Source organism: Terriglobales bacterium (assembly GCA_035573675.1).
Taxonomy (GTDB): Bacteria; Acidobacteriota; Terriglobia; order Terriglobales; family Acidobacteriaceae; genus DATMAB01.
The window spans coordinates 52,501-79,480 of record DATMAB010000026.1; the positions used below are offsets into that span (position 1 = coordinate 52,501).

Here is a 26,980-nt window from a genome sequence, read left to right on the forward strand (position 1 = left end):
AGATCGCCTGCTAAGGTCCCTAAGTCTCGGTTAAGTGGGAAAGGATGTCGGAACGCCCAGACAGCCAGGAGGTTGGCTTAGAAGCAGCCATCCTTTAAAGAAAGCGTAATAGCTCACTGGTCAAGCGGTCCGGTGCCGACAATTCAACGGGGCTCAAACCGAGTACCGAAGCAGCGGATGTCCGCCGTCAAGGCGGACGTGGTAGGAGAGCATTCTCAACCGTGCAGCCAGACCGCAAGGACTGGTCTTCGGCTGAGAAGAGACCCTGCCGGCATAAGTAGCGATAACGGAGGTGAGAACCCTCCGCGCCGAAAGTCTAAGGTTTCCTGAGAAAGGTTAATCCGCTCAGGGTTAGTCGGTCCCTAAGGCGAGGCCGAAAGGCGTAGCCGATGGACATCCGGTTAATATTCCGGAACTCCCGTGGGTTCGTTACGACGATGGGGTGACGCAGAAGGATAGGCGGGACGTGTATTGGTTCCGCGTTCGATGCGTGTCAGCCGGTCCCTGCAGGCAAATCCGCAGGGGCATTCAACGGTGAGACGCAAAGCAGGGCTTTTGTGGCCCGAAGCCGCTGACTCCATGCTGCCAAGAAAAACCTCTAAGCAGAACTTGCGGGAACCGTACCTCAAACCGACACAGGTAGACGAGGAGAGTATCCAAAGGCGCTCGAGAGAACGCTCGTTCAGGAACTAGGCAAGTTGGACCCGTAACTTCGGGAGAAGGGTCGCCTCAGTAGGGTTCATAGCCCGAAGAGGCCGCAGTGAAATGCGCTCTGCGACTGTTTAACAAAAACACAGGTCTCTGCAAAGTCGAAAACGACGTATAGGGGCTGACGCCTGCCCGGTGCCGGAAGGTTAAAGGGAGAGGTCATCTCCGCAAGGGGAGAAGCTTCGATCTGAAGCCCCGGTGAACGGCGGCCGTAACTATAACGGTCCTAAGGTTGGCTTCGCTAGCCTTAGTAAAACTGAACTATATGCGGGAAACTCCTCACACAGCCGCGCGGTACTCGCAGGCCCCCTGGGCCGGCAGTCAAAATCCGACGGACAAGGGGACAATCCGCAGGGAAGGCTCCATCATGGAGAACCCTCAGAGACTTCACGTTCAGTCACAGTCAGGCAAGATGGAGGCGCAATGGGTGGTGGGTTTCGTGGACGGCGAAGGCTGTTTCTTCGTCGGCATCAACCCGCACCCGGAGATGTCCTCCGGGTTTCAGGTGTTGCCGGAATTCACGGTTGTCCAGCACCAGCGGGACATCCAGTTGCTGCACGCGCTCAAGAGGTTTTTTGAGTGCGGAGTGGTTCGCAGGAACCACGGCGACCGGATGGCCTATCGGGTGCGCGGTTTGGACCACCTGAATGACAAGATCGTTCCGTTCTTCGACCAGCATCCACTGAGATCGAAGAAGCGGATCGACTTCATCAAGTTCAGGAAGGTCCTGCGACTGATGAAGGAGGGAAAACACCTGGAACCGGATGGCATCGAGAAGATCCGCGCCATCGCATCTACCATGAATCGAGGCTGTGAAAGATAAAGTCCAGCTCCTCCGGAAACGGAGCGAGAACAACTGAGCGAAATTCCTTGTCGGGTAAGTTCCGACCTGCACGAATGGCGTAACGACAGAGCGACTGTCTTAACGAGCGACTCGGCGAACTTGTAGTACCGGTGAAGATGCCGGTTTCCCGCACCTAGACGGAAAGACCCCGTGCACCTTTACTATACCTTCACTATGAATTATGGCTCTTGCTGCGCAGGATAGGTGGGAGGCTTTGAATCCAGGCTCTCGGGCTTGGAGGAGCCGACGGTGAGATACCACCCTGCGAGTGCTGTGATTCTAACCTGCTCCCGTGATCCGGGAGAGGGACATAGTGAGGCGGGTAGTTTGACTGGGGCGGTCGCCTCCTAAACGGTAACGGAGGCGCACGAAGCTACGCTCAGGCTGTTTGGAAATCAGCCGGCGAGTGCAAGGGCATAAGCGTGGTTGACTGCGAGACCCACAAGTCGAGCAGATGCGAAAGCAGGTCCTAGTGATCCGGTGGTTCTGCATGGAAGGGCCATCGCTCAACGGATAAAAGGTACGCCGGGGATAACAGGCTGATCGGAGCCAAGAGTTCATATCGACGCTCCGGTTTGGCACCTCGATGTCGGCTCATCGCATCCTGGAGCTGTAGAAGGTTCCAAGGGTTAGGCTGTTCGCCTATTAAAGCGGTACGTGAGCTGGGTTCAGAACGTCGCGAGACAGTTCGGTCCCTATCTGGTGTGGGCGGAGGAGATTTGAGGGGGCCTGTCCTTAGTACGAGAGGACCGGGATGGACGAACCTCTTGTGTTCCAGCTGTCACGCCCGTGGCACGGCTGGGTAGCGAAGTTCGGTGGTGATAAACGCTGAATGCATATAAGCGTGAAGCACTCCCCAAGATGAGATCTCCCAACTCCCAAGGAGTACGAAGGGCACAGGAAGACCACCTGTTCGATAGGCGGGAAGTGGAAGCTGCCGCAAGGCGCGAAGCTGACCCGTACTAATCGCCCGTTCGGCTTGACCATAAAATTTACCGAGCGCACTGTGCGCCCGCGCGTTTTCTGGATTCCCGTCTGTTCCGTTGTGAGGCTTCGTCCTCGCGATCTTTGAAAAATTGCGATAAGCGATAAGCAGTAAGCAACAAGCTTATTGCCAATTGCTTATGGCTTCGCGCGCCGCAGGCGCCGAAATGGGTTGCCGGTGATCACACCGCGGGGGCAACACCCGTTCCCATCCCGAACACGGAAGTTAAGCCCCGCCGGGCCGATGTTACTGCACGGGAAACCGTGTGGGAGAGTAGGTCGTTGCCGGCATTAGACAAAGGCCGCACGCCAAAAGCGTGCGGCCTTTTCCTCTTTTGTCAGAGGATCCGCTTGCCGTGAATCACGGCCACGATCACCACTTCGCTCGCTTCGACTCGATAGATGATACGGTAGCTGTAGGCAAGCAGTTCTCGGACATCCTGGTCGTCGAACTCGGGGACGACGCGGCCACTGCGCGGAAAACTCTTCAGATTGCGGGTCAGGGCGATAATCTTTCGGACGACGGTCTTGGCGTAGGAGGGAGAGTCTTCTGCGATGAAGGCTGCAATGTCTTCCAAGTCGGCTAGCGCGCGTTGCGATCAGGCTACTCGGTCAGCCATCGCCTCAGCTTGGCTTCCACGTCTTCCTGGGGGATGGTTCCGTGCCGGCGCGCATCCTCCAGTCCGCCACGAACCTTTTCGAGCACGTAGAGGTGGTACTGGATGTCTTCCAGGGAACAATCATCCGGGAGCTTGCTCAGCAGCAGCTCGACATCATGTTTTGCTGTCCCCATCTCCACCTCCGCCGCTGCCTTAGGATAGCATCCGCCGGGCCGATGGGTACCGTCAGACGCAGCGGATGGGAAAGAGCAAGGTCGTTGCCGGCATTAATAAAGGCCGCACGTTCATAGCGTGCGGCCTTTTCCTTTTCTGCAGAAAGCTTCTCACCGCCGAGGGCGCAGAGAACGCAGAGGCTCAGCGCCGAGCGCGCTTGGCCCGCTGCTTCTTGCCACGATGGTTGCCCGCCGCCGGGGCTCCGCGCAGCAGGCCTTCGGTGCTCAGGTCTTCATCCAGGTCGGGCCAGTGAATTTCCATAGCCCCCGCCCGCAATCTTTCAGTTGTTCCTCTGGGCGGGGCTGGCGTGGAGCAGCCGCGGGTACCAGGCGAGCGGCGCGGAAATGACTCGCCCATCTTTGAGCGCGACCACCAGCGAGTCAGCCGTGAAGGAGACGTTCGCCACCCGTTCATCGGCGGCCAGAGCCAAAATACGCATTCCAAGGCTCCCAGAGTCTTGTGCGGTGGTCCTCAATGAGCGATTCCGTGTACATGCGGCGGTTCGTTGGGCTCGTGTGAATAGAAATAAAAGCGGTACGGCCCGGACCTCAACACCGTGAGGATCGCGCTGATTCTAGTCCTTCCGGAATCCTTCGAGAAACCTAGATAGGGTACCTTTCTTGCTTCTGTCGTCGGCAGCACGGTTGAGCTGGCTCGCCAAATGTTCCATTTCGGCGGCGAAGTCCTCGTGGGCAAGAAAGCGAGGTACAAGGAGATCCATGACGGGGTCAGAGATTCCGAGACAGGCTTGGATTCGGTCCATCGCGAAGAACAGCGACGCTCGTGCGTCGTTCGCCCCGAACCTGTCAAGTTCACCAAGTGTCCCTACCCAACCCCTAAGCATCTGTCGAAGTTGCTCGTCAATCCTCACGGCTTCGAGTGCGACGTCGCGGACGTCGGAGCCAGCCGTCACGGTTTTCGCAAGCTCTGTTGAGAACTTCTGTACCGTTGCCTCCATCAGATCACGGCGTAGTCGCGTGTTGTTCAAGTTCGACCAGACACCGTTCGCAATCGACCAATTCAGGAAGGCGAAGGCAATCATCAGATCGCGGCGCTGTGTGCCGTCGCAAGAAAAAGCGCAAGTGGCCAGCTCCTGTTCGAACAGCTGAGCCTGACGCCGGGCGCGCCGAACTCCTTCTTCAGCGATGAACCCTGCAAAACGCCCAAGAGGTTCGTTGTCCATTCGTTTGCCAAACACTCGCTCAAGCGCTCCACATTTCCGCGATGCAGAGCCCCTGTGCCAGGATTGCTGTCTATCAGCCACGAGGGAGTGCACGACTGCTCAGCACCGGACTGACTCACCGCTTGGGAGAGTATCCTACACGGGTAGTCCTCTCAGGCGACATGATGAAAGGGATTCAAGCACGAGCGTCTGTGCTCCGCTCAATCGCACCGGCTACCGGCCGCACTGGCTGGTCATCCACATTCCCCTCGACGCTGCCAAGGTCTGCGGAGTTGCGGGCAGATCCGCATCCGGCCACGTCACAGAACTTGCCGCTGGTGATTCTCGTCGCGTAACATGCAGCCATGCCCAGCCGTGTAGTAACCGTCTCGCCGGAGATCATGGGTGGGGCTCCTGTCTTCGCTGGAACCCGAGTCCCGGTGCAGACGTTCATCGAGCATCTGAAGGCCGGAGATTCCATCGACAGTTTCCTGGAGGGCTTCCCTTCGGTGTCACGAGAGCAGGTTCTGGCATTGCTGGACGAGGTCAAAGACCACATCTTCGAGATGGTGCATTGAGTGAAACTGCTGCTCGATGAGTGCATCGACCAGCGATTTGCCCGAGAGATCCCCGGTCACGAGGTTCGTACCGTCCCTCAAATGGGCTGGGCGGGTAAGAAAAACGGAGAGCTGCTGACGCTGGCGCAGGGGCGATTCGATGTGTTCATTACGGTGGACCGCAATCTATCCTTCCAGCAAAATCTGCCTTCCCTGGGTGTCGCGGTTGTGGTGCTGAGTGCGGCGACCAACCGGCTGGCGGATCTGAGGCCCCTCGCCCCGAAGCTGCTGCAAACACTCGCCAGCATTACCCGAGGAACCGTAGTTACCATCCGCTAGCTTCTTCGCCATGTCGATGGCAGCCGTCAGAACTTTCTCCACCACTCTCGAGCGCACCGGTGACCGGCTGCACTGGGTGGTCATCCGCATCCCCTTCAACGCCGCCAAACTCTGGGGCCGGCGCGGGCAGATCAAGGTCAAGGGCGAGATTTCGGCAGCGGGCGGCGGTGGAACGGGCAGCGCCAGGAGCTTCGCCTTCCGCACCTCGCTCTTCCCCGACGGCAAGGGCCGGCACTTCATGATGGTGAACAAGGAGATGCAAAAGGGCGCCGGCGTGAAACCCGGCATGACGGCGCGCTTCCGCATGGAGCCGGACACGGAAGTGCGCACGGTAACCACTCCGCCGGAACTGGAGCGTGTTCTGCGCGAGTCGAAGCGGCTGCGCAAGTTCTACGAGTCGCTGAACTACTCCACGCGTCGCGAGATCGCGAAGTGGATTGCGCAGGCGAAGCACTCGCAGACGAGGCGGCGGCGCTCCGAGCGGCTTGCGGTGCGGTTGATGGAGACGATGGAGGCCGAGCGCGAGCTGCCGCCCATGATCGAAGCCGCGCTGGCGCGCAATCCGAAAGCGCGCGAGGGCTGGCAGCGCATGACGCCTGCGCAGCGCCGCGCGGACCTGCTGTCCATTCTCTACTACCGTGATCCGGAGTCCCGCGCGCTGCGGATCGCCAAGGCGGTGGAGAGGATGCTGGAGAACACCAAAGGCCAAGGCGGCCACGGATCAACACGGATGAACACGGATAATGATTGAGGATCGATGATTGATGGAGACCCACCCTGTCGCTCCAACAGCGGGAGCGATAAGGGTGGGGCAACCGACGATTGGACATTCGCCGCGGATGAACGCCGATGGACGTGAATGAATTGCATGGGGTGATGTAGTCATCTCGTCATCTGGTCATCGGGGAGCCGGCGAGAGAGACGGGCTCTCAATCAGGCTGGACACGTGTCCTTGCCCTGCATATCCTTCCGACAATCTCAATGGGAGGTGGGCTATGAGAACGCGGCTGGGAATCCTGACGCTGGTGACGATAGCTTCGGTGGGTCTGCTGGGCATCGGTATCGACATGGGCAAGGCAGCTTCGCCGGGGTCGAGCGCGGGGAGTGCTCCGGCGCACGCGATGGTTTCGCCCGCGGAACTCAAGTGGACGCCGCTGTTCCTCGGGCTGGAGACGGCGGTGGTGCACGGGGATCCAGCCAAGGCGGGAGAGCCGTTCGTGATGCGGGTGAGGGCCACGAGGGCGGCCGAGGTGGCCGCGCACTGGCATCCGCAGGACGAGCACGTCACCGTGCTTGAGGGTTCGATCAAGCTCGGCATGGGCGAGAAGTATGACGCCAAGGGACTGCAGGACATAGCCGCCGGCTCCTACGTCTTCATTCCCCGGACCATGCGGCACTACGTGTGGCACGGGCCGGACAGCGTGATTCAGGTGCACGGCATCGGACCGTTCCAGTTGTACTTCGTGAATCCGGCGGACGATCCACGCACGGCTGCGCCCGGCAAGTAGTCCTCGCCTCGGGAAAGAAACGCGGGGACGGACGGGAAACCGGGCGGAGTTCTCCTGCGTACTAAGCTGGGAGGAGCTTCTCTGTGCGATCCCTGTCCGCAACCTTGGCCTGGATACTGATCTGGTGCCTGCCTCAAGCGGCGGCCGCCAGCGAGCAGAAATCGGCCGCGTCGCGGCTCGACGTGCGCATGGTCACCGACGAGCCGGAAGCGGTGCTCGCCATCCTGGCCAAGCGCAAGGCAGGCCAGCCCGTCACTGAGGCGGATTGGCAGCGCCTCTTTGCCACCGAGGGCTACGTCCGGCTGAAGAGGCGCGAGCGGGCGATGCAGCGTCCGTTCGAGGACGAGGACTTCCGCACATTCGTAATGTCCGATGCGCTGCTGGCAAAAGCGGCGGCGCTCGAAGAGACGCTGGGCCGCTGGAAACAGGCCGACCTCCACTCGGCGGCACAACGCGCATTCGCCTACCTGCCTCCCACCGCCACTATCCGCGCCAAGATCTATCCCTCCATCAAGCCGCGGGGAAACTCGTTCGTGTTCGAAGTGACGACCGACCCGGCCATCTTCCTCTATCTCGATCCGGCCATCACCTCCGAGGAGTTCGAGAACACGGTGGCGCACGAGCTGCACCACATCGGCTTCGGCACGGGCTGCGGGAGCAAAGAAGAAGTAGGCACGGGTGATCCAGCGCGGGCGCAGTTGCTGCGGTGGACCTCGGCCTTCGGAGAGGGATTCGCGACCTTGGCGGCGATGAACTCGCCGGACGGCCACCCGCGTCCATCGAACCGGCCGGAGCAGCGCGCCGAATGGGACAAGGAGATCGCCAGGTTCGGAGAGAACCAGAAAGAACTGGACACGTTCTTCCTCAAGATTGTGGAAGGGAAACTCGCCGAGGAAGAGACCACCAAGCAGGCGTTCGGCTACTTCGGCCTGCTGGGGCCCTGGTACACGGTGGGATGGAAGATGGCGGTGACGATCGAGAAGGCGTACGGCCGCGAGAAGATGATCGAGAGCTTCTGCGACCCGCGCCAGCTGTTCGCTAGCTACAACCAGGCGGTGGACAAGACGAACGCGGCGCTGCCGAAGTGGTCCGAGAAGCTGGTGGAAGTGGCGACCGGCTCCAGGACTCCGACCGGCGCGAAGTAGCGGCCGCATACCACTGGCCTTAGCGTCGCGTGGTCAACTACCCTTCGGCTTCCAAAGCGGGCCGCGGAATAGCTGTGGCGGTCGCTGACCTATGGACGCGTGCAGCCCGTGCGGATTGCCCCGAAGGCGGAATTGGCGGCTGGCGCCGCGGCCCCCTAAAGCGGCCGAATCGCAAGCACGGCCCGCGGCTTTGGGCGCAGCTTGCGGAACAGGTCGCCGACGCGCTTCCCGAAATACTTCCGGCTGAGCAGGTGGTCAGCGTGCGCAGCGCGCTCGCCGGCGAGCAGTTCGGCCTCGGCGTCGATCCATTCGCCCTTGGGGTTGCCGCGTATGTCCGAGGGCACAATGCGCACGCGCGGATTGCGCCGCATGCGCTTCACCTTGCCGGAGTCGGCCAGCGTATAGATGTAGAGGAGCCCGCCGTCCTGCGCGAACCAGAGCGGCGTGCGTATGGCACGGCCGTCCCTGCGGTAGCTCTCCAGGTTGAGATAACGGCGGCCGTGAAACTGAGCCAGCAGGTCCGTGGCGTTCATGAAACCTGATTGTAACCACTGACGGGAAAGACGGTCGCCGGCCGTGCTCGATCCTTGCGCGATTTTCGCCAGCTAGCTGAGGGCACGCAACCGGCGCACCGTTTCTTGCAGATTCCCCTGCTGGAACAGCCGGATCGCTGCCACTCCCGCGGCGCCGGCGTGCAGACAATCCTGCACGTTCTCGAGCGTGACGCCGCCGATGGCGAGCACCGGCGTTCCCAGTCCAGTCACGTTCACGGCCACCACGGCGGCGCGCAATCCCTCCACGCCCGCACCCGCTCCCGGACCTGAGCCCTGCTTCTCGAACACGGGGCCGAAAACGACGAAATCGGCTCCCAGAGCGGCGGCGCTGGTCACTTCGGCGGGGGAATGACAGGAAACGCCGACGACGAAGTGCGTCCGGACGGCCTGGGCAAAGATAGCCCGCGCCTCGTCGATGGGAATATCGTCAGAGCGCAGGTGAACGCCGTCGGCGGCAACGGCCAGGGCCACATCGCAACGTGAGTTGATGAGGATGCGGGTTTGCGTGGAGCTTTCCCTGACGACCCGCACGGCCTCGCGGGCCAGCCCCTCGAGTTCGCGCGCCGGCAGATCCCGTTCGCGGAGCTGGACGTAGTCCACGCCGGCGCGGGCGGCTTCCCGAATGTTCGCCAGCAGAAGCTCCCGGCGCGCCGTTTCACCGGCAGCAAGCTGTGCCCGGTCCGTGACGTAGCAGAGCAGCACTGCAGGCTCTTATGGGCGCGTGCGAGCGAGTTCCGGCGACTCCGGCCGCGCGGGTTCCTGCTGCAGGTGAAAGCGGGTCAGGCCCACCCGCAGCCGCTCGAAAGCTTCCTCGGGTGAATCCGCGACGCGGAACAGGTCGAGGTCGCTGGGAGAGATGGCGCCGGCCTGCAGCAAAGCCTGAAAGTTCATGACCTGGTCCCAGTACTCGCGGCCGTAGATGATGACCAGGATCTTCTTGGCCAGCTTGTCGGTTTGCGCCAGTGTGAGGATCTCGAACAGCTCGTCCAGCGTGCCAAAGCCCCCGGGGAAGATGACCAGGGCCTTGGCGGGATAGGCGAACCAGAACTTGCGCATGAAGAAATAGCGGAACTCGAAGTTAAGCGCGGGCGTGATGTACGGATTGGGTTTCTGCTCGTGGGGCAGGCGGATGTTCAGCCCGATGGTGACGCCGCCGGCCTCGCGCGCACCGCGGTTCGCGGCTTCCATGATGCCCGGTCCGCCGCCAGTCGCCACCACGAAGCGTCGCCGGCGCGAGGGCAGACGTTGCGCCCAGCGCGTCAGCAAAGTAGCCAGCTTCCGGGCGTCCTCGTAGTAGCGCGAGAGGTCCAGGTTCTTCTCCGCGAGCTTGCGTTCGGCGCGAAGCTGCTGCCGGGGCAGCGCCTTGCCTTCGGGGCTCTCCAATCGCGCCAGTCGCCGGGCCGCTTCCGCGCGGCTGGGAAACCGCGCCGAACCGAAGAAGACGACCGTGTCCTGAATGCGCTGGCGGCGGAAGCGGGCCAGCGGTTCCAGATATTCGGCGAGGATGCGGATGGCGCGTCCGTCCGCACTCTCCAGGAAGGCCGGGTTCAGGTAGGCAACCGGGACAGGATCGTGCGAAGACCTGGGCATAGGCGCGCTCGCCGACCGCAAGGCGCGTTTAGCATACGAGAAATCCTGCGAGGAACCAAGCAGAAGACCGAGGTTCAGGAGCCTTGCGGCGACGAAGTGTGCGCCCGTTCCTCCCGGTAACGGAGCGCTTCCGAGATGGCCAGCCAGATATCCACCAGCCCCAAACCGGAAACAGCGCCGCGCACAAAGTCGTTGTTCGCCAACGCCTCAAGATGGGAATGCCCCGCAACCAGCGAGTTGTTCAGCCACCACGAGGTCCAGGGAAGCACCAACAGCAGCATGCCCATCTCCAGGCAGAGGAGGATGTAGACAACCAGCGACAATCGGCGCAGCCAGTTGGGGACGTCGGCGCGCGGGACAGGTGCGGCCGGCGAGGCCGCGGAAGCGGAAAGCGATGGAGTTTCTTCGGAAGCTCCGGCGGCAGGCTCGGATTGCCGGCGGACGAGGTGCATCCGGGTACGGTTATCCCTTCAGCGCCTTGATGCGGTCGGCGACGTCACGGTAATCGATGTTGGTACCGTAAACTTCCATGAAGTTGCGCAAGGCGGCCTGTTTGTCACCGGCAGCCTCCTGTGCCGAGGCCAGTTCGTAATAGAGCGCGAGCCGGTTCTCCTGCTGCAGGTTGGGCACCTTCAGGGCTTTCTCGTACCAGCGGGAAGCCGCCAATGGCACACCCTTTTCCATGAAGCAGTGAGCCAGCCAGATGTACGCCTGCATTTCCTGGCTGAAGGGCTGGCCCTGGTCGATGGCCTGGCAGACCTTTTGTAGCTCGCCGATGGCTTCGTCCAGCAGACCCATCTCCTTGAAGGCCACGCCGAGGTTGTAATGCGTGTCGGGATCCTCGGCTTCCTGCGCGGTTTCTTCCACTTCGCCCTTGAACTCCTCGAACAGGTCGGAAAGGACCGAAGTGGCTTCCGCAGGGGCGGCTGCTTCGGCAACCGGAGCAGGGGTGGACGGGGGCGCAACGGCCTTCGCGGGCGGCGCTTTGGCGGCAGGAGCGGGTGGCGGCGGTGTGGGCGGGGGTGGCGGAGCGGCGACTGCGAAATCGTCACCCAGCGACTGCTCGATGTCGAGCACCATGTCGCCCAGCAAGTCACCAGCAGCCGCCGCAGGCGGCGGAGGCGGTGGCGGGGCGGCAGGCTTCGGGGGCGGCGCCGGTTTGGGCGGTGCGGCCTTCGGCGGGGGAGCCGCCGGCTTGGGTGGCGGAGGAGGCGGAGGAGGAGGCGGTGGCGGAGCCTCAACCACGGGCGGCTCGACAGCGGCGGCGTCGAACACGAACTCGGCCACGCTGGGTTGGGCTTCGGCGGGTGTGACCTCCATCTCCATCACCGGCGGAGCCGCCGGAGTCGTGGCGGCGGCAACCTGCTGGCGAAGCGCGGCCAGTTCCGCGTTGTCCGGCGCGAGCGCTTCTCCTCTTTCGATGGCAGACTGGGCTTCCGTCCACATGGACTGCGACACGTAGAAACGGATTTCCTCGACCAGGTCGGCGACCGATGGCGCTACCGGCGGGGCAGCGGCCGGGGCCTCGGGCGCTGCTTCGACCGAAGTCATGCTCTCCCACTCCGAGGAGAGGTCGACCTCGTGCGCCATGACCGGTTCAGGAGCCGACACTTCCATGGCAAACTCGCCGGGAGCCGCGGCAGGAGCGGGCGGCGGAGGCGAGACCTCCACGGCAAATTCGGCTGCCGCGGCAGCAGGCGCTTCCCCTGCGCGGGAGCGATACTTGGCGGCCATGTCGGCGTACTGCCTGGCCTGTTCAGGATGCCCAGCCTCGGCAAAGACGCCGGCCAGGATGTCGCAACAACGCGCCGCTTCCTCCATCCGATTGGCGCGGGCGTAAAGAGACGCGAGCTGCTGGTTGAGCTGCACGTCCCTGGGAGCTTTCGGCAGCGCGGCTTCCAGCGGGGCGATGGCCTTGGCCGGCACGTTGTAGGAAGCATAGAGCTCGGAATCGGTGAGGGCGGCACGAACCGCCTCGGCGACCTCCGGGGGGTATTCCTGCTGGACGGCGGGAGCAGCATGCTCCAGCTCATCCACCATGAAGGCCTGGGCGCCTTCCTCAGGAGTGAGCGGACGCAGGGCCGCGTCCTCGCCGAGTTTGGCAACCACCTGCTTGTAACTCTGCATGTGGAGCTCGTTCTCGGGCTCGAGTTCGGCCAGTTCCTTGTACAAGTCGCGGGCCTTGGCGAGTTCACCGGCCTGCACCCAGGCATGAGCCAGCAGCTCGCTCACGTCGGCAAGGTGAGTGGTGATTCCGGCCTTGAGGTACAGGTTGCGCAGGATGGCGAGGGCGGGGGCGTTCTCTTTGATCTGGTTGATGCTGCCGTGCAACGCGTCCAGCAGCGCCTGCGCATTGGAGGCGAGGAAGGTGTCGGCGTGCTGGTCGTAAATCTTCAGGGCGTCCTCGAAGCGCCCTGCCGCCAACAAGTTCTCGGCAAAGCTGGAGACGCCGCTGGCATCGTTGTGCACCGTGAGCAGCTTGCCGGCGATGGGCTCCGCGGCGGCCACGTTGCCCACCAGCAGGTAGGCGCGGAGCAAGGCGCGCAGCGCATCCGGACGCGAATCCAGGTTGGGGATCTTCTCCAGATGGTTGACGGCGGCGTTGCCGTCTCCGGAATCTACCGCGATCTGGCCGCGCAGCATGAGCGCGTCTGCGTTGCCCGGTTCGAGCGACAGGACCTTGCCCAGGGCTTCATCGGCGGCATCGAGCGCGCCGCGGGCGTACAGGGACTGGGACGCCGTGAGGTAGATATCGCGCGCCTCGGTCTTCTTGCCCAGCTTGATGTACAGGTCCGCCAGCCGGGCGCGCATGGCAGCGTTCTCGGGATCGAGCTCGAGGATCTTCTGGAAGATCTTGGCGGCCTGCTCGGTCTCCCCCGCCTGCATGAACTTGTCCGCGACCTGCACGTACTGAGCGCGGGCGTCGTTGTAGAGGCCCTGCTGGGTGTAGAGTTCGGCCAGCTTCAGGATGGCCTCGCTGGCTGATGGGTTGAGCTTGGTGAGCTTCTTGTAGAGGGCGATGGCCTTGACGGTAAAGCCCTCCATGGCGTAGCTGTCGCCCACGCGCTTGAAGTAGATGCAGGCCTTGTCGGTCTGGCCGACCTGGAAGTACAGGTCGCCGATGGTGTTCAGGATGGTAAGGTCCTTGGGGTCTTCCTTGGCGATCTTCTCGTATTCGGCGATGGCGTTCTGCAGCTTGCCCTGCTGCTGGTACTTCTGGGCCGCAGCCATGACCTTGGTCTTGTTGAAGCCGAATCCGAGCGCCATAGACGAGTGGTTCCCCCGGCCTGCTGGGCGGCGAACCGCGGCCTGCCCGGCCGGAATCTACAAAACTATCACGTCCGCAGCCGTGACGGTAACCCGCCGGGCAATAGCCTGCTCCCGGCCCAGGAACGACCGGGCTCACAGCCGCTCCGCCCTCTACGGTCACCGGGAGCTGACCAGCCGGAGCAGCAGGGAACGGCGCTAAACGTATCACAAACAAGGGCACTCCCCAAGTGCCCGGGGCGGGTGGATGCTCGTGCGATTGGCCGCCGTGTGGCTCCACATCACCGAAGGCTCGCGCAGTATAATCAGCCCGTCTGTGGGAGAGCCGGACCAGGCGGCTGCGGCCGCCATCCTGCACAGAGACCGGCTGCGATGAAGGCTCCACTGCCCAGCAACGAAGCGGCCCGGCTGAAAGCGTTGCGGCGGTACAAGGTGCTGGATACGCCGCCGGAGCCGGCCTTCGACGATATCACCCGCATTGCGGCGCACATCTGCGGCACGCCGCTCGCCCTGGTCAGCCTGGTGGACGCCGAGCGGCAGTGGTTCAAGTCCAGGATCGGCGTCGAAGCCACCGAGACCCCGCGCGAGGTCGCCTTCTGCGCCCACGCCATCCTGGGGGACGACCTGCTGGAAGTGTCGGACGCCCTCGCCGACGAACGCTTCGCCCACAATCCGCTGGTCACCGGGGAGCCGCGCATCCGCTTCTACGCTGGTGCGCCGTTGATTGATCCCGACGGCCACGCCCTGGGGACGCTGTGTGTGGCCGACCATGAGCCCCACCGGCTGACCCCGGAGCAGCGCGATGCCTTGCGGGCGTTGGCCCGGCAGGTCATCGTGCAACTGGAACTGCGCCGGCGCCTGGACGAGCTGGCCACTGCCATGGCGGAGCGGCGCCTGGCGGAGAAGGAACTGGACCGTTTCTTCCGGCTTTCGCCCGATCTGCTGTGCATCGCCAGTCTCGACGGGCGCTTCCAGCGCCTCAACCCTGCCTGGGAAACGGTGCTCGGTTTCTCGCGTGAGGAACTGATGGCCGCACCCTACCTTGACTTTGTCCATCCCGAAGACCGTGAACGCACCCACGCGGAAGCGCAGAAACTGAGTCAAGGCACGGATGCGCTGCAGTTCGAGAATCGATACCGCACCCGCGACGGACGCTACCGCTGGCTGCAGTGGACGTCACGCGCGGCGGTGCAGCAAGGGCTGATTTATGCCGTGGCCCGCGACGTGACCGAACTGCGCGATGCGGCGCGTCGCCAGGCCGCAGGCTACGCCGTGACTAAGGTGCTGGCCGATGCCGACTCGCTGGCTGAAGCCACGCCTCGCATCCTGGAGGCCGTGTGTCTGAACCTCGGTTGGGAGATGGGGGCCCTGTGGATCGTGGACGAGAACTCAGTCGCGCTCCGCAACGTGGAAATCTGGCACCTGCCCCAGACCGATCTGGGGGAGTTCGAGGCCATCACTCGCAGCATCCTGTTCCAGCCGGGCATCGGGCTGCCGGGGCGGGTGTGGACCAGCGGCCAGCCGGCCTGGATTCCGGACGTGGTCCGCGACTCCAACTTTCCTCGCGCTCCCTACGCCGAGCGCGTGGGGTTGCACGGGGCATTCGGTTTCCCCATCCGGCAGCGGGGCCGGGTGGTGGGAGTGCTGGAATTCTTCAGCCGCGAGATCCGCCAACCCGACCCGGCGCTGCTGGAGATGTTCGACGCCATCGGCAGCCAGGTGGGACAGTTCATGGAGCGCAAGCAGGCCAAGGAGGCGCTGCGCCGCTACGCCCGCGAGCTGGAGTCGGCCAAGCAGGCGGAAGAAGAGAACGCCGCCCGCCTCGCCCAACTGGTGAAGGAGCTGGAGGGCGCCCGGCATCGCGCCGAGGAGGCCACGCTGGCCAAGAGCCGCCTGCTGGCCAATATGAGCCACGAGATTCGCACGCCCATGAATGCCATCCTGGGCATGACCGAACTGGCGCTGGATACGCGCCTGTCCCGGGAACAGCGGGAGTACATTCGAACCGCGCACCATTCCGCCCAGTCGCTGCTGGCGCTGATCAACGACATCCTCGACTATTCCAAAGTGGAAGCGGGCAAGCTGGAGATCGATCGGCTGCCTTTCAGCCTGCGCGACACGCTGGACGAGACGCTCCGGGTGCTCGCCCTGCGGGCACGGGAAAAACGCCTGGAACTGGCTTGCCACGTGCATGCCGGTGTTCCCGACGCGCTGGTGAGTGATCCGGGGCGCTTGCGGCAAATCGTGATGAACCTGGTGGGCAACGCCATCAAGTTCACCGAGCAGGGCGAAGTGCTGGTAGAAGTGGGAATGGAATCCGCGACGCGCAACGAGGCGGTACTGAGTTTCGCCGTGCACGACACCGGCATCGGCATCCCCACCGACAAGCAGGCGATAGTGTTCGATCCCTTCGCGCAGGCGGACGCCTCCACCACACGTAAGTACGGAGGAACAGGGCTGGGGCTGGCCATCGTCAAACAACTGGTGGAACTGATGGGCGGGCGCGTCTGGGTGGAAAGCGAGGAAGGCCGGGGCAGCACGTTCCACTTCACTGCCCGCTTCGCCCTGCAGAAGGGCGCCGTCCGGCGGCGCGCGCCCGAGCGGCTGCGCAGTTTTCGCGTGCTGGTGGTGGATGACAACCAGACCACACGCCGCATCCTGCAGGAGATGCTTGCGGGGTGGAACATGCAGTCGGAGGCGGCGGCCGGCGGCGCCGAGGCGCTCGACCTCTTGCGCCGGAGCCGCAAGGAGCGCACACCGTTTGCTCTGGCCGTCATCGATGCTGATATGCCGCAGATGGACGGCTTTTCGTTGGCGGAGCAGATACAGCGGAGTCCGGAAAACGGCAAACTCAAGATCCTGCTGCTGACCCCGCCCGCTACGGGCGCCGATGAGCGCTGCCGCACGTTGGGTCTTGCCGGGTGGGTGCACAAGCCGGTGATGCAGTCGGAACTGTACGACGCGCTGGTAACGGCTCTGGACAGCGGCGCCCGCGAGACCGGGCCGCAGCGGATGCGCCGGGTTCCGGTCCGCAAGGGATTGCGCATCTTGCTGGCGGAAGACAATCCCGTGAACCAGAGGCTGGCCGTGAAGCTGCTCGAAAAGCAGGGACACCGCGTGGCGGTCGCAGCCACGGGCAGGGAAGCTCTGGCCGCAGTAGAGCGCGAGCCATTCGACGTGGTCCTGATGGACGTGCAGATGCCAGAGATGGACGGCCTGGAGGCGACGCGTGCGCTCCGCGAGCGCGAGCGTACCACCGGCGGCCATATGCCGGTCATCGCCATGACCGCCCACGCCATGAGCGGAGACCGGGAGCGCTGCCTGGAGGCGGGCATGGACGCCTATGTGGCCAAGCCCATCCAGAAACAGCAACTGGTGGCTGCCCTCCAGTCGGTTTCGACGTCGCCCGCCACGGTCGCGTCCACGGTCTTCGACGAGGCGGAGCTGATGGAGCGCGTGGAGGGGGATGCCCGCCTGGCGGCGGAGATGAGTGAGTTGTTTCAGGCGAACGCGCCGCAATGGATCCGGGCCATCCGTGAAGCTGCCGCGAAGGGTGACGCCGATTCCCTGGAATCGGAGGCGCACCGGTTGAAGGGGTCAGCCGCGGGGTTGGGAGCGCACACCGCCGCCGAAATCGCAGCTCAGCTGGAGAGCCTGGCGCATGCCCGCAATCTTGAGAATGCCGGCGCCGCCTGCGTGGCCCTCGAGGCAGCCTGCCGGGAGCTCGGCGACGTGCTCCAGTCCTTCTGCGCGCGTGTGCGCAGGAAGTCCGGGCGGGCCGGCAAGCGGCCGGCGCGAGCCATCGCGGCCAGGCGAAAGAAGCGGACCGGGAGCCGGTGACATGTCTGCTGGAATGAGCGGCAAGGAGAAGAAGACCAAGGTCCTGGTTGCCGACGACGACCAGTCCGTCCGGCTCCTGCTGGGCGAACTCCTGGACAAGGCGGGATACACCGTAACCGTGGTCCCGGACGGAGTGGCTGCCATCGCCCAGATTCGCAAGAAGCCGTTCGACCTGGTGATGCTCGATGTCCACATGCCGGGCATGGGCGGCCTGGAAGTGCTTCAGAAGCTGAAAGACCTGGGAAGGCGTTCGAAGGTCATCATCATGACCGCAGACAACACTCCGGAAACGCTGCTCCAGGCGGTACGCGAGCAGGCCGACCGCTATGTCCCCAAGCCGTTTCGCACTCAGGCGCTGTTGGAGCTGGTGAATGAGACGCTCGAGGAACGTCCGCCCGCCACGCCCATCGAGGTGGTCTCGGCGCGGCCGCATTGGGTGGAACTTGTGGTTCCTTGTGAGCGCCCCGTGGCCGACCGCATCCAGGGCTTCATGATGGCGCTGAAGGCCGACCTGCCGGATGAGGTGCGCAATGCCGTCGGGGATGCCTTCCGCGAAATGTTGCTCAATGCCATCGAGTGGGGCGGCAAACTCGACCCCACGCGCAAGGTGCGCATCTCTTACCTGCGCGCCCAGCGCATGCTCATGTACCGCATCGCCGACCCGGGCGCCGGCTTCCACTTCGAAGGCCTGGAGCACGCCGCCATCAGCAACCCACCCGAGGACCCCATCCGGCACATGCGGGTGCGCGATGAAAAAGGCCTGCGCGCGGGCGGCTTCGGCATCCTGATGACGCAGCAGAAGGTGGATGAAGTGCTCTACAACGAGAAGCAGAACGAAGTCGTGCTGATCAAGTACCTGGACTGACCGGCTGTCTCCGGATCCCGCCATCCACAAGCGCATGGCCGCGGGGTAGAGGTGTCGCGGTGCCGCCTGTGATTCTCCGCCAACACAATCTCGCCGGCTGGAAAGATGTCCTGCCGTATGCTTTCCCACGGCAATGAAGAATCGCGCTCGCAAGTGGCTGCCCTGGCTGGCGCTCGCCGCCTTGTTGACCGTACAGGGCCTCACGCTGGTTGAGCTTCGGCCGCGCATCCTGGGCGGGGAAGTTGACTTTACGGCGTTCTACAGCGCCGCTCGCGTGGTGGCGGAGGGACGCGGTGCCGATCTCTACAAGTTCGATACGCAACGCGAATTCCAGCGCGACTTCCCGGCACGTCGCACGCCGCTGCTCTTTTACCATCCGCCGTTCGAGCTGTTGCTCTTCCTGCCGCTCGCGTGGCTGCCTTATGTGCCGGCCTACGCTGCGTGGATGGCACTGAACCTGGGAGTGCTGGCCTGCTTGGCTTGGCTTCCACATCCTTACGCGGATGTCTTCCCCCGCTTCCGTGGATTGCTGCCCCTGGTGCTGGCACTGGCCTTCTTCCCTATTACGGTCGCCCTGATGCAGGGCCAGGATTCCATTCTGCTGCTGTGCGTCTTCACCCTGGCCTGGATGGCATTGCGCCGCGGTCAATCCTTCCACGCCGGGTGCATACTGGCGTTGGGGTTGTTCAAGTTTCAGTTCGTGTTGCCCTTCATGGTGGCGCTGGCCGTGCGCAGGAAATGGAAGGCGCTCAAGGGATTTCTGTTTACGGGCCTGGGACTGGGCCTTGTGTCGCTCGTTCCCGTGGGATGGCCAGGCGCACGGAGCTACGTGGAGTTCCTGCTGGAGATCAACCAGCACCTGGCCTACGGCACCATCCGTCCCGTCAGCATGCCCAACCTTCGCGGCCTCATGGCAGCGCTAGGTACCGGGTTGCCGGTGTTGTGGCTGAGTGTGACCACGGCCATCCTGTCGCTGTGCTTGCTGGCGCTGGTTGTACGGTACTGGCCGCCAGAGGAGCACAGGGCTGCCGATTCGCTCGATCTGGCATTCGCGGTGAACCTGATCGCCACCTTGCTGGTCAGCTACCACCTGAACGTCCACGACCTGGCATTGCTCTTCCTGGCGATGCTGCTGGTCGTTCGATACCTGGTTGCCACGAGCGGACATCGACGACCGGCCGGCAGGGCGCTGCTGGCATGCCTGCTCTTGCTGTTCTTCCCTCCGCTGCTGATGCCCTCCGACGCGACCATGCCTCCACCCGTCGTCTGGGTATTGCTGGTCATGGTCGGCGCCCTGGTGAGCGAATTGCGCGCCGCTAGCCGCCTTCATCTGTCGGCCGCCTGAAGCCGCCACCCCGGCGAGTCACGGCTAGGCCACGCGACGCAGGCTGCGCAGGTTGTCCGCCTTGTTGAGGTGGCGGTAGGCGTTGTCGATCATGGTGGGGATTTTCTTGCCGATCAGCCAGAGCAGCACGGCCAGTTGCGCCGCTACTGTCATCGGCAGGGTGATTGCGAACCAGTCGAAGAACCAGTCGGCGAAGGCCGCGAAGCGGCCAAAAAGATTCATCAGCACGACATCCACGCATTTGGCCAGCAGGAAAGCGATGGCAAAGAACGTCAGGAAGGTGTTGGAACCCATGAAGCGCTCGAACTCGCCGAATGACTCCTGAAGCAGCGCTTCCACTCCATGCAGCGGCCCGCGGCCCGTGGCCGAGTAGTGCAGCGTGCCTGATGGTGTCTCCATCTGCAGGTCGTTCACCGGGACCGTTTTCCAGTTACCACCCGTATTCTTTATCTGGTCCTGCACTTCATGACGCAATCGCGTGTGCACACCCCAGGTGAGGATCTGCGGATTGCGGCAGACGGCGCGGTGGCCGCGAACTTCCGCTTCCACCCGGTACAGCCCGTTCAGGTTGCGGCGGTTGGGCTCGATGGCGTCCTTGAGCGCGAGCCAGTATTGCTCGCCCTGCCCGCCCGCGGCCGAGGTCACGCGGAACAGTTGCGCGTAGTGGTATTCGGAAAAGTCGCGTGGCTCGGCCAGTCGCGGGCCACCGTGCATGCGATAGAACCAGTAGTCGAGGATGCGCAGCGCCTCCGAGAGCGGCCCGGGATAGACGCGGTCCGGCGTATCGGCAGGCGTATGGATTTTTCCACCGAACACCAAAGGCGATGCCTTACCGGGCATCAGGCAGACCAGCGCCGAAGCGGGGATCTTTCGCTTGCCGTGTTGGTGGCAGCCCAGCCAGCGCGGGCAGCCCAGCCAGTCGCCCAAACGGTCGCGCAGCCCGCTGTTCACCTCCAGGAAACTGATGTGATCCGTGGTGCCGCCGGCGATGAAGGTGTTGTACTTGATGCCGTTCAGGTGCGCCGCTTCTTCCAGCAGGTCGTTCAGCGCGGGATAACCCGGGAAGGGAAGGAAGGCGCGCACGAAATCGGCGCCCAGCGAAGACTCCGGGATATACATGCGGCCTTCCCCGACCGAATCCACGGAAATCACCGACTGGATGCGCGCCAGCTCGTCGGGCGACAGGCTCTCGACATACTCCCGCGAGCCGGAAACCCCGAAGCGGTACTTCGCCAGCGGGATCAGCGCGGCTCCCAGCAGCGTCAGCGCCCAGACGCCCTTGGCCAGCGCCTGGTTGGCCAAGCCGATGCCGAGCGCCAACAGCATCTGCGACGTAAAGCCGATCAGTCCGCATTCTTCCGAGCCGGCCAGAATGTAGGTATGGGTGAGAGGCGGGCGGCGGGTTGCGCGCAGGTCACTGAGCAGGTACTGCTTGGTGATTTCTTCGCCGGTGGTGTTGTCGTCGGCCCCGGGGCCGCGCCAGGTGTCGTAGTGCGCCACCAGGATGAGCCGCTCCGGCCGCTCGCCGGGTACAGTGAAGATGTAGTTGTAGCCCGTCGTGCGCCGCGCTACCGGATGCAGCCGCTGCCGCTCGACGATGACCACCGGCTGGTCGCCGTCGCCCGGGAGCGATTCCGGCGCGAGAGTGTCATCGCCCGGGTGAGGCCCGGTGCCCGTCTCGCGTTCGCGCGGGCGCGCCGTCAAGAACACGCGCCCTGTAAACTCACGCTCCAGTGAGGCAATGAACTCTTCGGCGTGGCGCTCGTTGGCCTGATCCCAGTCTTCGGCGACGTAGCGCTCTGCGCCTGCGCGCACCGCGGCCAGCAGCTCGGTCACGCGCTCCTCCACCGGACGCCGCGCGCAGGCTTCCACCTGGCGCAGCCAGCGTTCCACACGCAGCGTGGCGGGTTGGGTATGCGCCTCGGAAGCCACGGTGGCTGCTTTTCGCTACCGGCCTGTCCAGCAGGCCGGACGCTTCTCGAGGAATGCGGAGATGCCTTCCTGTGCATCCGCCGCCATGTTGTTCATGCTCATGACCTCCTTGGCGTAGGCGTAGGCTTTGGGCTGGTCGAGGTCGATCTGCGCGTAGAAGGCCTGCTTTCCCAGCCCGACCACCAGCGGGCTGGCCTCGGCGACGCGGCAGGCGAGCTTCTTCGTCTCACTGCGCAACTCGCCGGCAGGCACTACTCGATTCACCAGTCCCCACTCGGCGGCCGTGACAGCGTCGATCATCTCGCCGGTCAGCAGCATTTCAAGAGCGCGCTTGCGGCTGACCGCACGGCTCAGGGCCACCATGGGCGTGGTGCAGAACAGCCCGATTCGTACGCCGGGCGTGGCGAACTTCGCCGTCTCGGCCGCGACCGCCAGATCGCAGGTTGCCACGAGCTGGCAGCCTGCGGCGGTCGCTACGCCCTGCACCTCGGCGATGACCGGCTGCGGGATGGACTGCACCTTCTCCATCATCTCGGTGCACACGTCGAAGATGCGGCGGTACTCGGCGATGTTGCGGCCCACCATTTCGCTCAGGTCGTGGCCGGAGCTGAACACACTGCCGGCCGCGGCCAGGATGACCGCGCGCACTTCGGGATTGGCGCCGACCGCATCCAGGCAGTCGATGACCTCGAGCATCAGGTCGAGCGAAAGCGCGTTCCGGCGCTGCGGGCGGTTGAGCGTGACAAGGGCGATGGACCCTTCAGTCTCGTGCAACAGGTTCTTGTAGTTCATCCTTTCACCTTCTTCTCGTAGCCGGCCCAGGCTGCGTTCCGCAGCTCGGCCTTGCGAATCTTGCCGGTGGCGGTTTTGGGCAGCGGCCCGAACACAACCTTCTTCGGACACTTGAAGTGCGCCAGCCGTGCGCGGCAGAACTGGATGAGCTCATCCGGGGCTGCGTTGTGGCCCTGTTTCAGGGTGACGTGCGCCTGCGGCACCTCGCCCCACTTGTCATCCGGCACCGCGATGACGGCGCATTCCATCACCGCGGGATGCTCGTAGAGCACCTTTTCCACCTCGATGGAAGAGATGTTCTCCCCGCCGGAGATGACGATATCCTTCTTGCGATCGCAAATCTCGATGTAGCCGTCGGGGTGTACCACGGCGATGTCGCCGGAATGGAACCAGCCGCCGCGGAACGCCTCTTCAGTAGCCTCAGGATTCTTGAAGTAGCCCAGCATGACGTTGTTGCCCCGCATGAGGACTTCTCCCATGGTCTTGCCGTCGGCGGGCACGTCGTTCATCCGGTCGTCCACCACCCGCAGATTGGTGCCTGCGATCACGTAGGGCACGCCCTGCCGGGCCTTGAGCTGGGCGCGCTCGGCCAGCGGCAGCGCGTCCCACTCCGGCTTCCAGGCGCAAACCGTGTGCGGGCCGTAGGTCTCCGTAAGGCCATAGCCGTGGGCCACTTCGGCGCCCATCTCTTCGGCGGCGCGCAGCACGGCGGGTGAAGGCGGCGCACCCGCGGTAACGATCTTCAACCCGTGCTCGAAGCGGATGCCGTGGCGTGCACAGTGCTGCGTGAGGGCGTTGAGCACTACCGGAGCGCCGCACATGTGTGTCACCTGTTCGCGCCGGATGAGCTCCACGATGTGCGCATAATCCACGTGCGGTAACAAAACGTGCCGGCCGCCCACTGCCGTCACGGCCCAGGAAAAACACCAGCCGTTGCAATGGAACAACGGCACCGTCCACAGATAGACGGAACGGTTCGAAAGGCCGTACTCCAGTGCTTCGCCGATCGCATTGATCCAGGCGCCGCGGTGCGTGAACACCACGCCCTTGGGGAATCCGGTGGTGCCGCTGGTGTAGTTGATGCAGATCTCCGCATCTTCCTCGGGCGGCGGCGCCTCAGTGCACGGGAACTCCCCCTGAGCGAGCAGCCCCTCGTAATCGTCGGTGATCAACGACAGGCTGCGAAGTTCATGGCGCACAGGATCGAGGACGGGAAGAAACTGCGGATCGGCGATGAGGACCTTGGCTTCACAGTGATTCAAGATCCAGCCCAGTTCCTGGGCCTGGAGCCGGATGTTCAGCATCACCAGCAAAGCTCCTCCCAGCAGCACGCCGAAGTGGGGCTCGAGCGCGGCAAGCGTGTTGGGCGCGAGCACGGCGACGCGATCGCCGGGCAGGACCCCGTGCCGGCGCAGCGCCGAAGCCAGCCGGTGCACGCGCTGGTTGAATTCGGAGTAGGTGAAACGCCGGTCGCCCTCGACCACGGCCACACTGTCCCGGTACACCTGCGCGCTGCGCGCCAGGAAGTCCAGCGGCGTCAACACGTTCTTCATGGCGGGCGATTGTACTCCAGCGACGCAGGCTCAGCTTTCCTCCAGCGTCTCCTCCGGGCTGTATTGATGCAGGCCGCGGACTACCTTGTTCAGCGGCGCCTTGCGCATCAGATAGACGAAGCGGCGCGGTGGAGGGCCATCCACCGCGCGCAGGACTTCGTACAACTGATCCTGGTAGGCGATGGTGGAAAGCGCGGTCCAGGACTTGGGCCGGCAGCTTTCGATACGCAGGTCGTAATCGACCGCGCCCGGCTTGACCACGTCCACGACGCGCGGTCCGAGATGGCGCTGGCGCTGCTTGCGCTCGATGAAGCCGTGACTCCACGCCACCAGTTGCAGCGGCAGTGTGGGCATGACTTCGCCGGCAACCACCGCGGCCGACAGTCGCACCATGCTCTCCACCAGAAAGTAAAAGATAACGAATGTCACAGGTTGCGTGATGTATTCGACAAAAGTCATTCCGCTGAAAGCGAAGGCGGCTCCCGCTTCCGCGAAGCGGTCTCCTCCGGCCGCTGCGGCGGCGCGGTGCGCGTCTTCCATGCGGGCCGCATAAAGGACCTTATAGCGGTACCACAGCAGGAAGCCGCAGACGACGAACTGGACGACGCCGGAAAGGATTGCGCCGCGTTTCATGCCCAGGTCGGGATCGTCGAGAAAGCGGTGGCGATACCGCCGTGGCACCAGCGAAACGAAAATGCTCGTCAGCAGAGCGAGCATGGGAACTCCGGCCCGTGCGGCGGGGAATCTTACACCGGTTACGCCTCACGCGACAGGTAGAATGGCGAGGGTGAGGCTCCCTTGAGGACCATCTTTCACGTCGACATGGACGCTTTCTTCGTGTCCGTGGAGGAGATTTTCGACCCTTCGCTCAAGGGCAAGGCGGTGGTCGTGGGCGGGCAGCGGGACGAGCGCGGCGTGGTCTCCGCCGCCTCCTACGAGGCGCGCAAGTTCGGCGTGCACTCGGCCATGCCGCTGCGCACCGCAGCCAGGCTCTGTCCGCATGCCGTCTTCGTGGACGGACACCGCGACCGCTACCTCGCGTACTCGCAAAAAGTGAAGCTCGTATTGCAGCGCTTCTCGCCGCAGATCGAGATGGCCTCCATCGACGAGGCCTATCTCGACATGACCGGTACAGCGCGCCTGCACGGGCCGCCGTTGGCCGCCGCCCACGCGCTGCATCAGGCCGTGAAGGCGGAGACGAGCCTGAACGCCTCCATCGGCATCGGGACCTCACGGCTCATCGCCAAAGTAGCTTCGGACCAGGCCAAGCCGAACGGCATCCTCTACGTCCTGCCCGGGCAGGAGGCGAGGTTCCTGGCGCCGCTGGACGTGCGCAAAATTCCCGGTGTGGGCAAGGTCATGGAGAAAAGCCTGGAGGCGCTGGGTGTGCGGACCGTCGCCGATTTGGCGCGTCTGGATGAATCTGTTCTCGAGGAGCGCTTCGGCAAGTGGGGTCTCGCCCTCGCGGGCAAGGCGCAGGGTCTTGACGCCGGCGGATGGTTCGACGCGGAAGTGGGCGCGGACACCGGCCCCAAGTCCATCAGCCACGAGCATACTTTCATGGTGGATACCGGCGACGCGGAACAGCTCGAGGCCACACTCGCCAAGTTGACAGAGATGGTCTGTCGGCGCTTGCGGGAGCAGAGACTGTATGCCCGTACGGTGCAACTCAAGCTGCGCTACGAGGACTTCCACACCATCACCCGCGCCCGCACGCTCCACCGAGCCACGCAACTGGACACCGAAGTCGCCGCCGCGGTCCGCGATCTCTTCCGGCGCAACTGGAAGCGCGGCGCCAAAGTGCGCCTGCTGGGTGTGCAGACTTCGGGCTTCGCGCCGGAGGAGGGACAGATCGGCCTGCTCGACCGCGAGCAGCACCAGCGCTGGCAGAAAGCTCTGGGCGCCGCCGATCGCCTGCGCGACAAGTTCGGCGAAGACGCCGTCTCGCTGGGCGGCGGGCTGAAGGGCGCCTTCCGCGAGCGCATTCACGACGCCCTGCCCACGCGCCCGGAAAAGCGCGGCAAAACCTGATTGGTCTACTTCTTTTTCGCCGGCAGGTACTTCTTCGGGATCTTCGCGATCACGACGTAGTTGGGATCGACCATTTCGGACAGGCGGATCTGCGCCACCTTGGAGAGCAGCTCGTAGGCATCGAGCCGCGAGAGGCCGTAGTCGGCGTGAATCCAGTCGATAAGCTCGGTGAAGGCGATGCGCAACGCGTCATCCAGCGGCCGGTAGGCGCCTACAGCCATGATCGACCCGTCGTTTTCCAGGCGTGGCCACTTCAGCCGCCGGCCTTTGATCACCTCCACTTGCAGGCGCACGCGCATGGGGATTTCGATCCCGGTGCCGGCAACCTCGCCGTCGCCCTGCGCGGCATGGCCGTCGCCCACGTACAGCAGGGCGCCCGCAACATTGACCGGAAGGTACAGGGTGTGGCCGGCGCTGATCTCCGGCGCGTCCATGTTGCCGCCCCACTCGCCGGGGGTGATCGACGCGCGGGCCTCGCCCATCGGTGGCGCCACGCCGATGCATCCCAGGAACGGATGCATGGGAATCTGCACCGCGAAGTCGGAATCCTGCGCCCGGAACGTGGCCATGCCCGACTTCCGGTCGATGGGATAAAAGTAGATGCGCGCCGGCAGATCGGGATTCAGCATGGGCGTGTAGAAACTCGTATTGAGCGCGCCGAACCCAGGCCCCATTTCACCGATGCCCTGGTCGCGGTCCACCTCCACGCTCAGGATGCGGACGGCGAGGGCATCGCCGGGCTCGGCTCCCTCCACGTAGAACGGCCCTGTCAGCGGATTCGGCCCCTTGGAAGGATCGGGTTGGTCGCCCGGTTTGTTCACTGAGTTTCCGAGAGCGTCAAAGGTGTTGGTCTCAAGGACGTCGCCGGAACGCAGGCGTGCCACTGGTAGAGCCACGCCATACACGAACTTCAGCTCGTTTTCCTTCGCTTCGTAGCGGACCACTCTGGACTCAGCCGGTGCGCCGGCGTCGGCCGCAATCACCGCCGTGCCGTTGAGGAGAAGAAGAGCGAGCAGAACGCGGGTTCTCATGAGTCCTCCGTCAGTCCCGGTTGAATGGCGCGCATCTTACACCGTTCGCCACCGGCCTCCGAGCATGATTTTCCGTCGGCGGCGCGGTATGCTGCGCTCG

General features: G+C 63.9%; 24 protein-coding genes, 2 rRNA genes and 1 pseudogene (1 of these 27 cut by a window edge). 12 read left to right on the forward strand and 15 right to left on the reverse strand.

Annotated features, from left to right (window positions below; translation table 11 throughout):
- Nucleotides 1–2,539: ribosomal RNA gene (locus VNK82_11630) — 23S ribosomal RNA — on the forward strand; it begins 1,133 nt to the left of the window's first position.
- Between the two features lie 171 nt (nucleotides 2,540–2,710).
- Nucleotides 2,711–2,827 (forward strand): 5S ribosomal RNA (rrf, locus tag VNK82_11635).
- A 47-nt stretch (nucleotides 2,828–2,874) separates the two neighbouring features.
- On the opposite strand, the pseudogene VNK82_11640 reads toward rrf, so the two are convergent.
- The 5 genes and pseudogenes from VNK82_11640 to VNK82_11660 all read right to left on the reverse strand — a co-directional run bounded on the left by VNK82_11640 (nucleotide 2,875) and on the right by VNK82_11660 (nucleotide 4,552).
- A pseudogene (locus VNK82_11640) lies at nucleotides 2,875–3,123 on the reverse strand (type II toxin-antitoxin system RelE/ParE family toxin).
- 17 nt (nucleotides 3,124–3,140) lie between these two features.
- Nucleotides 3,141–3,329, reverse strand: coding sequence for a hypothetical protein (locus tag VNK82_11645; GenBank protein HXE91602.1), 189 nt, complete (start codon nucleotides 3,327–3,329; stop codon nucleotides 3,141–3,143).
- Nucleotides 3,330–3,510: 181 nt separating this feature from the next.
- Complete coding sequence (locus tag VNK82_11650; GenBank protein HXE91603.1) at nucleotides 3,511–3,630, reverse strand: DUF2442 domain-containing protein; 120 nt, start codon at nucleotides 3,628–3,630, stop codon at nucleotides 3,511–3,513.
- 19 nt (nucleotides 3,631–3,649) lie between these two features.
- Nucleotides 3,650–3,808 (reverse strand): DUF2442 domain-containing protein, encoded by a 159-nt coding sequence (locus tag VNK82_11655; GenBank protein HXE91604.1) that lies wholly within the window; start codon nucleotides 3,806–3,808, stop codon nucleotides 3,650–3,652.
- Between the two features lie 135 nt (nucleotides 3,809–3,943).
- Nucleotides 3,944–4,552: a hypothetical protein gene (locus tag VNK82_11660; GenBank protein ID HXE91605.1), complete on the reverse strand. Its 609-nt coding sequence runs from the start codon at nucleotides 4,550–4,552 to the stop codon at nucleotides 3,944–3,946.
- A gap of 344 nt (nucleotides 4,553–4,896) precedes the next feature.
- Between VNK82_11660 and VNK82_11665 the strand changes: the two genes are divergently transcribed.
- The 5 genes from VNK82_11665 (at nucleotide 4,897) to VNK82_11685 (ending at nucleotide 8,080) form a co-directional block, all read left to right on the forward strand.
- Nucleotides 4,897–5,109 carry a DUF433 domain-containing protein gene (locus VNK82_11665; protein ID HXE91606.1) on the forward strand — a complete coding sequence of 71 codons (213 nt, stop codon included), beginning with the start codon at nucleotides 4,897–4,899 and terminating at the stop codon, nucleotides 5,107–5,109.
- Nucleotides 5,110–5,427 (forward strand): DUF5615 family PIN-like protein, encoded by a 318-nt coding sequence (locus VNK82_11670; GenBank protein HXE91607.1) that lies wholly within the window; start codon nucleotides 5,110–5,112, stop codon nucleotides 5,425–5,427. It begins immediately after the preceding gene.
- 10 nt (nucleotides 5,428–5,437) lie between these two features.
- The gene (locus tag VNK82_11675) at nucleotides 5,438–6,178 is read left to right on the forward strand and encodes a YdeI/OmpD-associated family protein (GenBank protein ID HXE91608.1); all 741 of its coding nucleotides are present in this window, start codon (nucleotides 5,438–5,440) and stop codon (nucleotides 6,176–6,178) included.
- Between the two features lie 244 nt (nucleotides 6,179–6,422).
- A complete protein-coding gene (locus VNK82_11680) occupies nucleotides 6,423–6,935 on the forward strand; it encodes a cupin domain-containing protein (GenBank protein HXE91609.1) in 513 nt (170 codons plus the stop codon).
- Between the two features lie 83 nt (nucleotides 6,936–7,018).
- Complete coding sequence (locus tag VNK82_11685) at nucleotides 7,019–8,080, forward strand: DUF5700 domain-containing putative Zn-dependent protease (GenBank protein HXE91610.1); 1,062 nt, start codon at nucleotides 7,019–7,021, stop codon at nucleotides 8,078–8,080.
- Nucleotides 8,081–8,235: 155 nt separating this feature from the next.
- Here VNK82_11685 and VNK82_11690 read toward each other — a convergent pair whose 3' ends face one another.
- From VNK82_11690 to VNK82_11710, 5 genes are all read right to left on the reverse strand, one after another.
- Nucleotides 8,236–8,613, reverse strand: a complete 378-nt coding sequence (locus VNK82_11690; protein ID HXE91611.1) for a PPOX class F420-dependent oxidoreductase — start codon at nucleotides 8,611–8,613, stop codon at nucleotides 8,236–8,238.
- A 72-nt stretch (nucleotides 8,614–8,685) separates the two neighbouring features.
- Entirely contained in the window at nucleotides 8,686–9,336 is a 651-nt protein-coding gene (locus VNK82_11695; GenBank protein HXE91612.1) for a thiamine phosphate synthase, read from the reverse strand.
- A gap of 9 nt (nucleotides 9,337–9,345) precedes the next feature.
- Entirely contained in the window at nucleotides 9,346–10,224 is an 879-nt protein-coding gene (locus VNK82_11700; GenBank protein HXE91613.1) for a TIGR00730 family Rossman fold protein, read from the reverse strand.
- A 74-nt stretch (nucleotides 10,225–10,298) separates the two neighbouring features.
- Nucleotides 10,299–10,676, reverse strand: a complete 378-nt coding sequence (locus VNK82_11705; protein HXE91614.1) for a hypothetical protein — start codon at nucleotides 10,674–10,676, stop codon at nucleotides 10,299–10,301.
- Between the two features lie 10 nt (nucleotides 10,677–10,686).
- The gene (locus VNK82_11710) at nucleotides 10,687–13,491 is read right to left on the reverse strand and encodes a tetratricopeptide repeat protein (protein ID HXE91615.1); all 2,805 of its coding nucleotides are present in this window, start codon (nucleotides 13,489–13,491) and stop codon (nucleotides 10,687–10,689) included.
- A 247-nt stretch (nucleotides 13,492–13,738) separates the two neighbouring features.
- Here VNK82_11710 and VNK82_11715 point away from each other — a divergent pair, with 247 nt between their 5' ends.
- From VNK82_11715 to VNK82_11730, 4 genes are all read left to right on the forward strand, one after another.
- Nucleotides 13,739–13,867 carry a hypothetical protein gene (locus VNK82_11715; GenBank protein HXE91616.1) on the forward strand — a complete coding sequence of 43 codons (129 nt, stop codon included), beginning with the start codon at nucleotides 13,739–13,741 and terminating at the stop codon, nucleotides 13,865–13,867.
- Nucleotides 13,864–17,331, forward strand: a complete 3,468-nt coding sequence (locus tag VNK82_11720; GenBank protein ID HXE91617.1) for a response regulator — start codon at nucleotides 13,864–13,866, stop codon at nucleotides 17,329–17,331. The genes VNK82_11715 and VNK82_11720 overlap by 4 nt, the downstream gene beginning before the upstream one ends.
- Nucleotide 17,332: 1 nt before the next feature.
- Nucleotides 17,333–18,196, forward strand: coding sequence for a response regulator (locus VNK82_11725; GenBank protein HXE91618.1), 864 nt, complete (start codon nucleotides 17,333–17,335; stop codon nucleotides 18,194–18,196).
- 133 nt (nucleotides 18,197–18,329) lie between these two features.
- Nucleotides 18,330–19,541, forward strand: coding sequence for a glycosyltransferase family 87 protein (locus tag VNK82_11730; GenBank protein ID HXE91619.1), 1,212 nt, complete (start codon nucleotides 18,330–18,332; stop codon nucleotides 19,539–19,541).
- Nucleotides 19,542–19,565: 24 nt separating this feature from the next.
- Here the strand turns inward: VNK82_11730 and VNK82_11735 are convergent, their stop codons facing one another.
- From VNK82_11735 to VNK82_11750, 4 genes are read right to left on the reverse strand one after another with little or no spacing between them, the layout of a single operon-like run.
- Entirely contained in the window at nucleotides 19,566–21,473 is a 1,908-nt protein-coding gene (locus VNK82_11735) for a M28 family peptidase (protein ID HXE91620.1), read from the reverse strand.
- A 15-nt stretch (nucleotides 21,474–21,488) separates the two neighbouring features.
- Nucleotides 21,489–22,265 carry an enoyl-CoA hydratase gene (locus VNK82_11740; protein HXE91621.1) on the reverse strand — a complete coding sequence of 259 codons (777 nt, stop codon included), beginning with the start codon at nucleotides 22,263–22,265 and terminating at the stop codon, nucleotides 21,489–21,491.
- Nucleotides 22,262–23,818 (reverse strand): acyl--CoA ligase family protein, encoded by a 1,557-nt coding sequence (locus VNK82_11745; protein HXE91622.1) that lies wholly within the window; start codon nucleotides 23,816–23,818, stop codon nucleotides 22,262–22,264. The genes VNK82_11740 and VNK82_11745 overlap by 4 nt, the downstream gene beginning before the upstream one ends.
- A gap of 30 nt (nucleotides 23,819–23,848) precedes the next feature.
- Complete coding sequence (locus tag VNK82_11750) at nucleotides 23,849–24,535, reverse strand: hypothetical protein (GenBank protein ID HXE91623.1); 687 nt, start codon at nucleotides 24,533–24,535, stop codon at nucleotides 23,849–23,851.
- Between the two features lie 81 nt (nucleotides 24,536–24,616).
- Here VNK82_11750 and dinB point away from each other — a divergent pair, with 81 nt between their 5' ends.
- Nucleotides 24,617–25,849: a DNA polymerase IV gene (gene dinB / locus VNK82_11755; protein HXE91624.1), complete on the forward strand. Its 1,233-nt coding sequence runs from the start codon at nucleotides 24,617–24,619 to the stop codon at nucleotides 25,847–25,849.
- 5 nt (nucleotides 25,850–25,854) lie between these two features.
- Here the strand turns inward: dinB and VNK82_11760 are convergent, their stop codons facing one another.
- On the reverse strand, nucleotides 25,855–26,880 hold the full coding sequence (locus VNK82_11760) for an acetamidase/formamidase family protein (protein HXE91625.1): 1,026 nt from the start codon (nucleotides 26,878–26,880) through the stop codon (nucleotides 25,855–25,857).
- Nucleotides 26,881–26,980 lie beyond the last annotated feature (100 nt).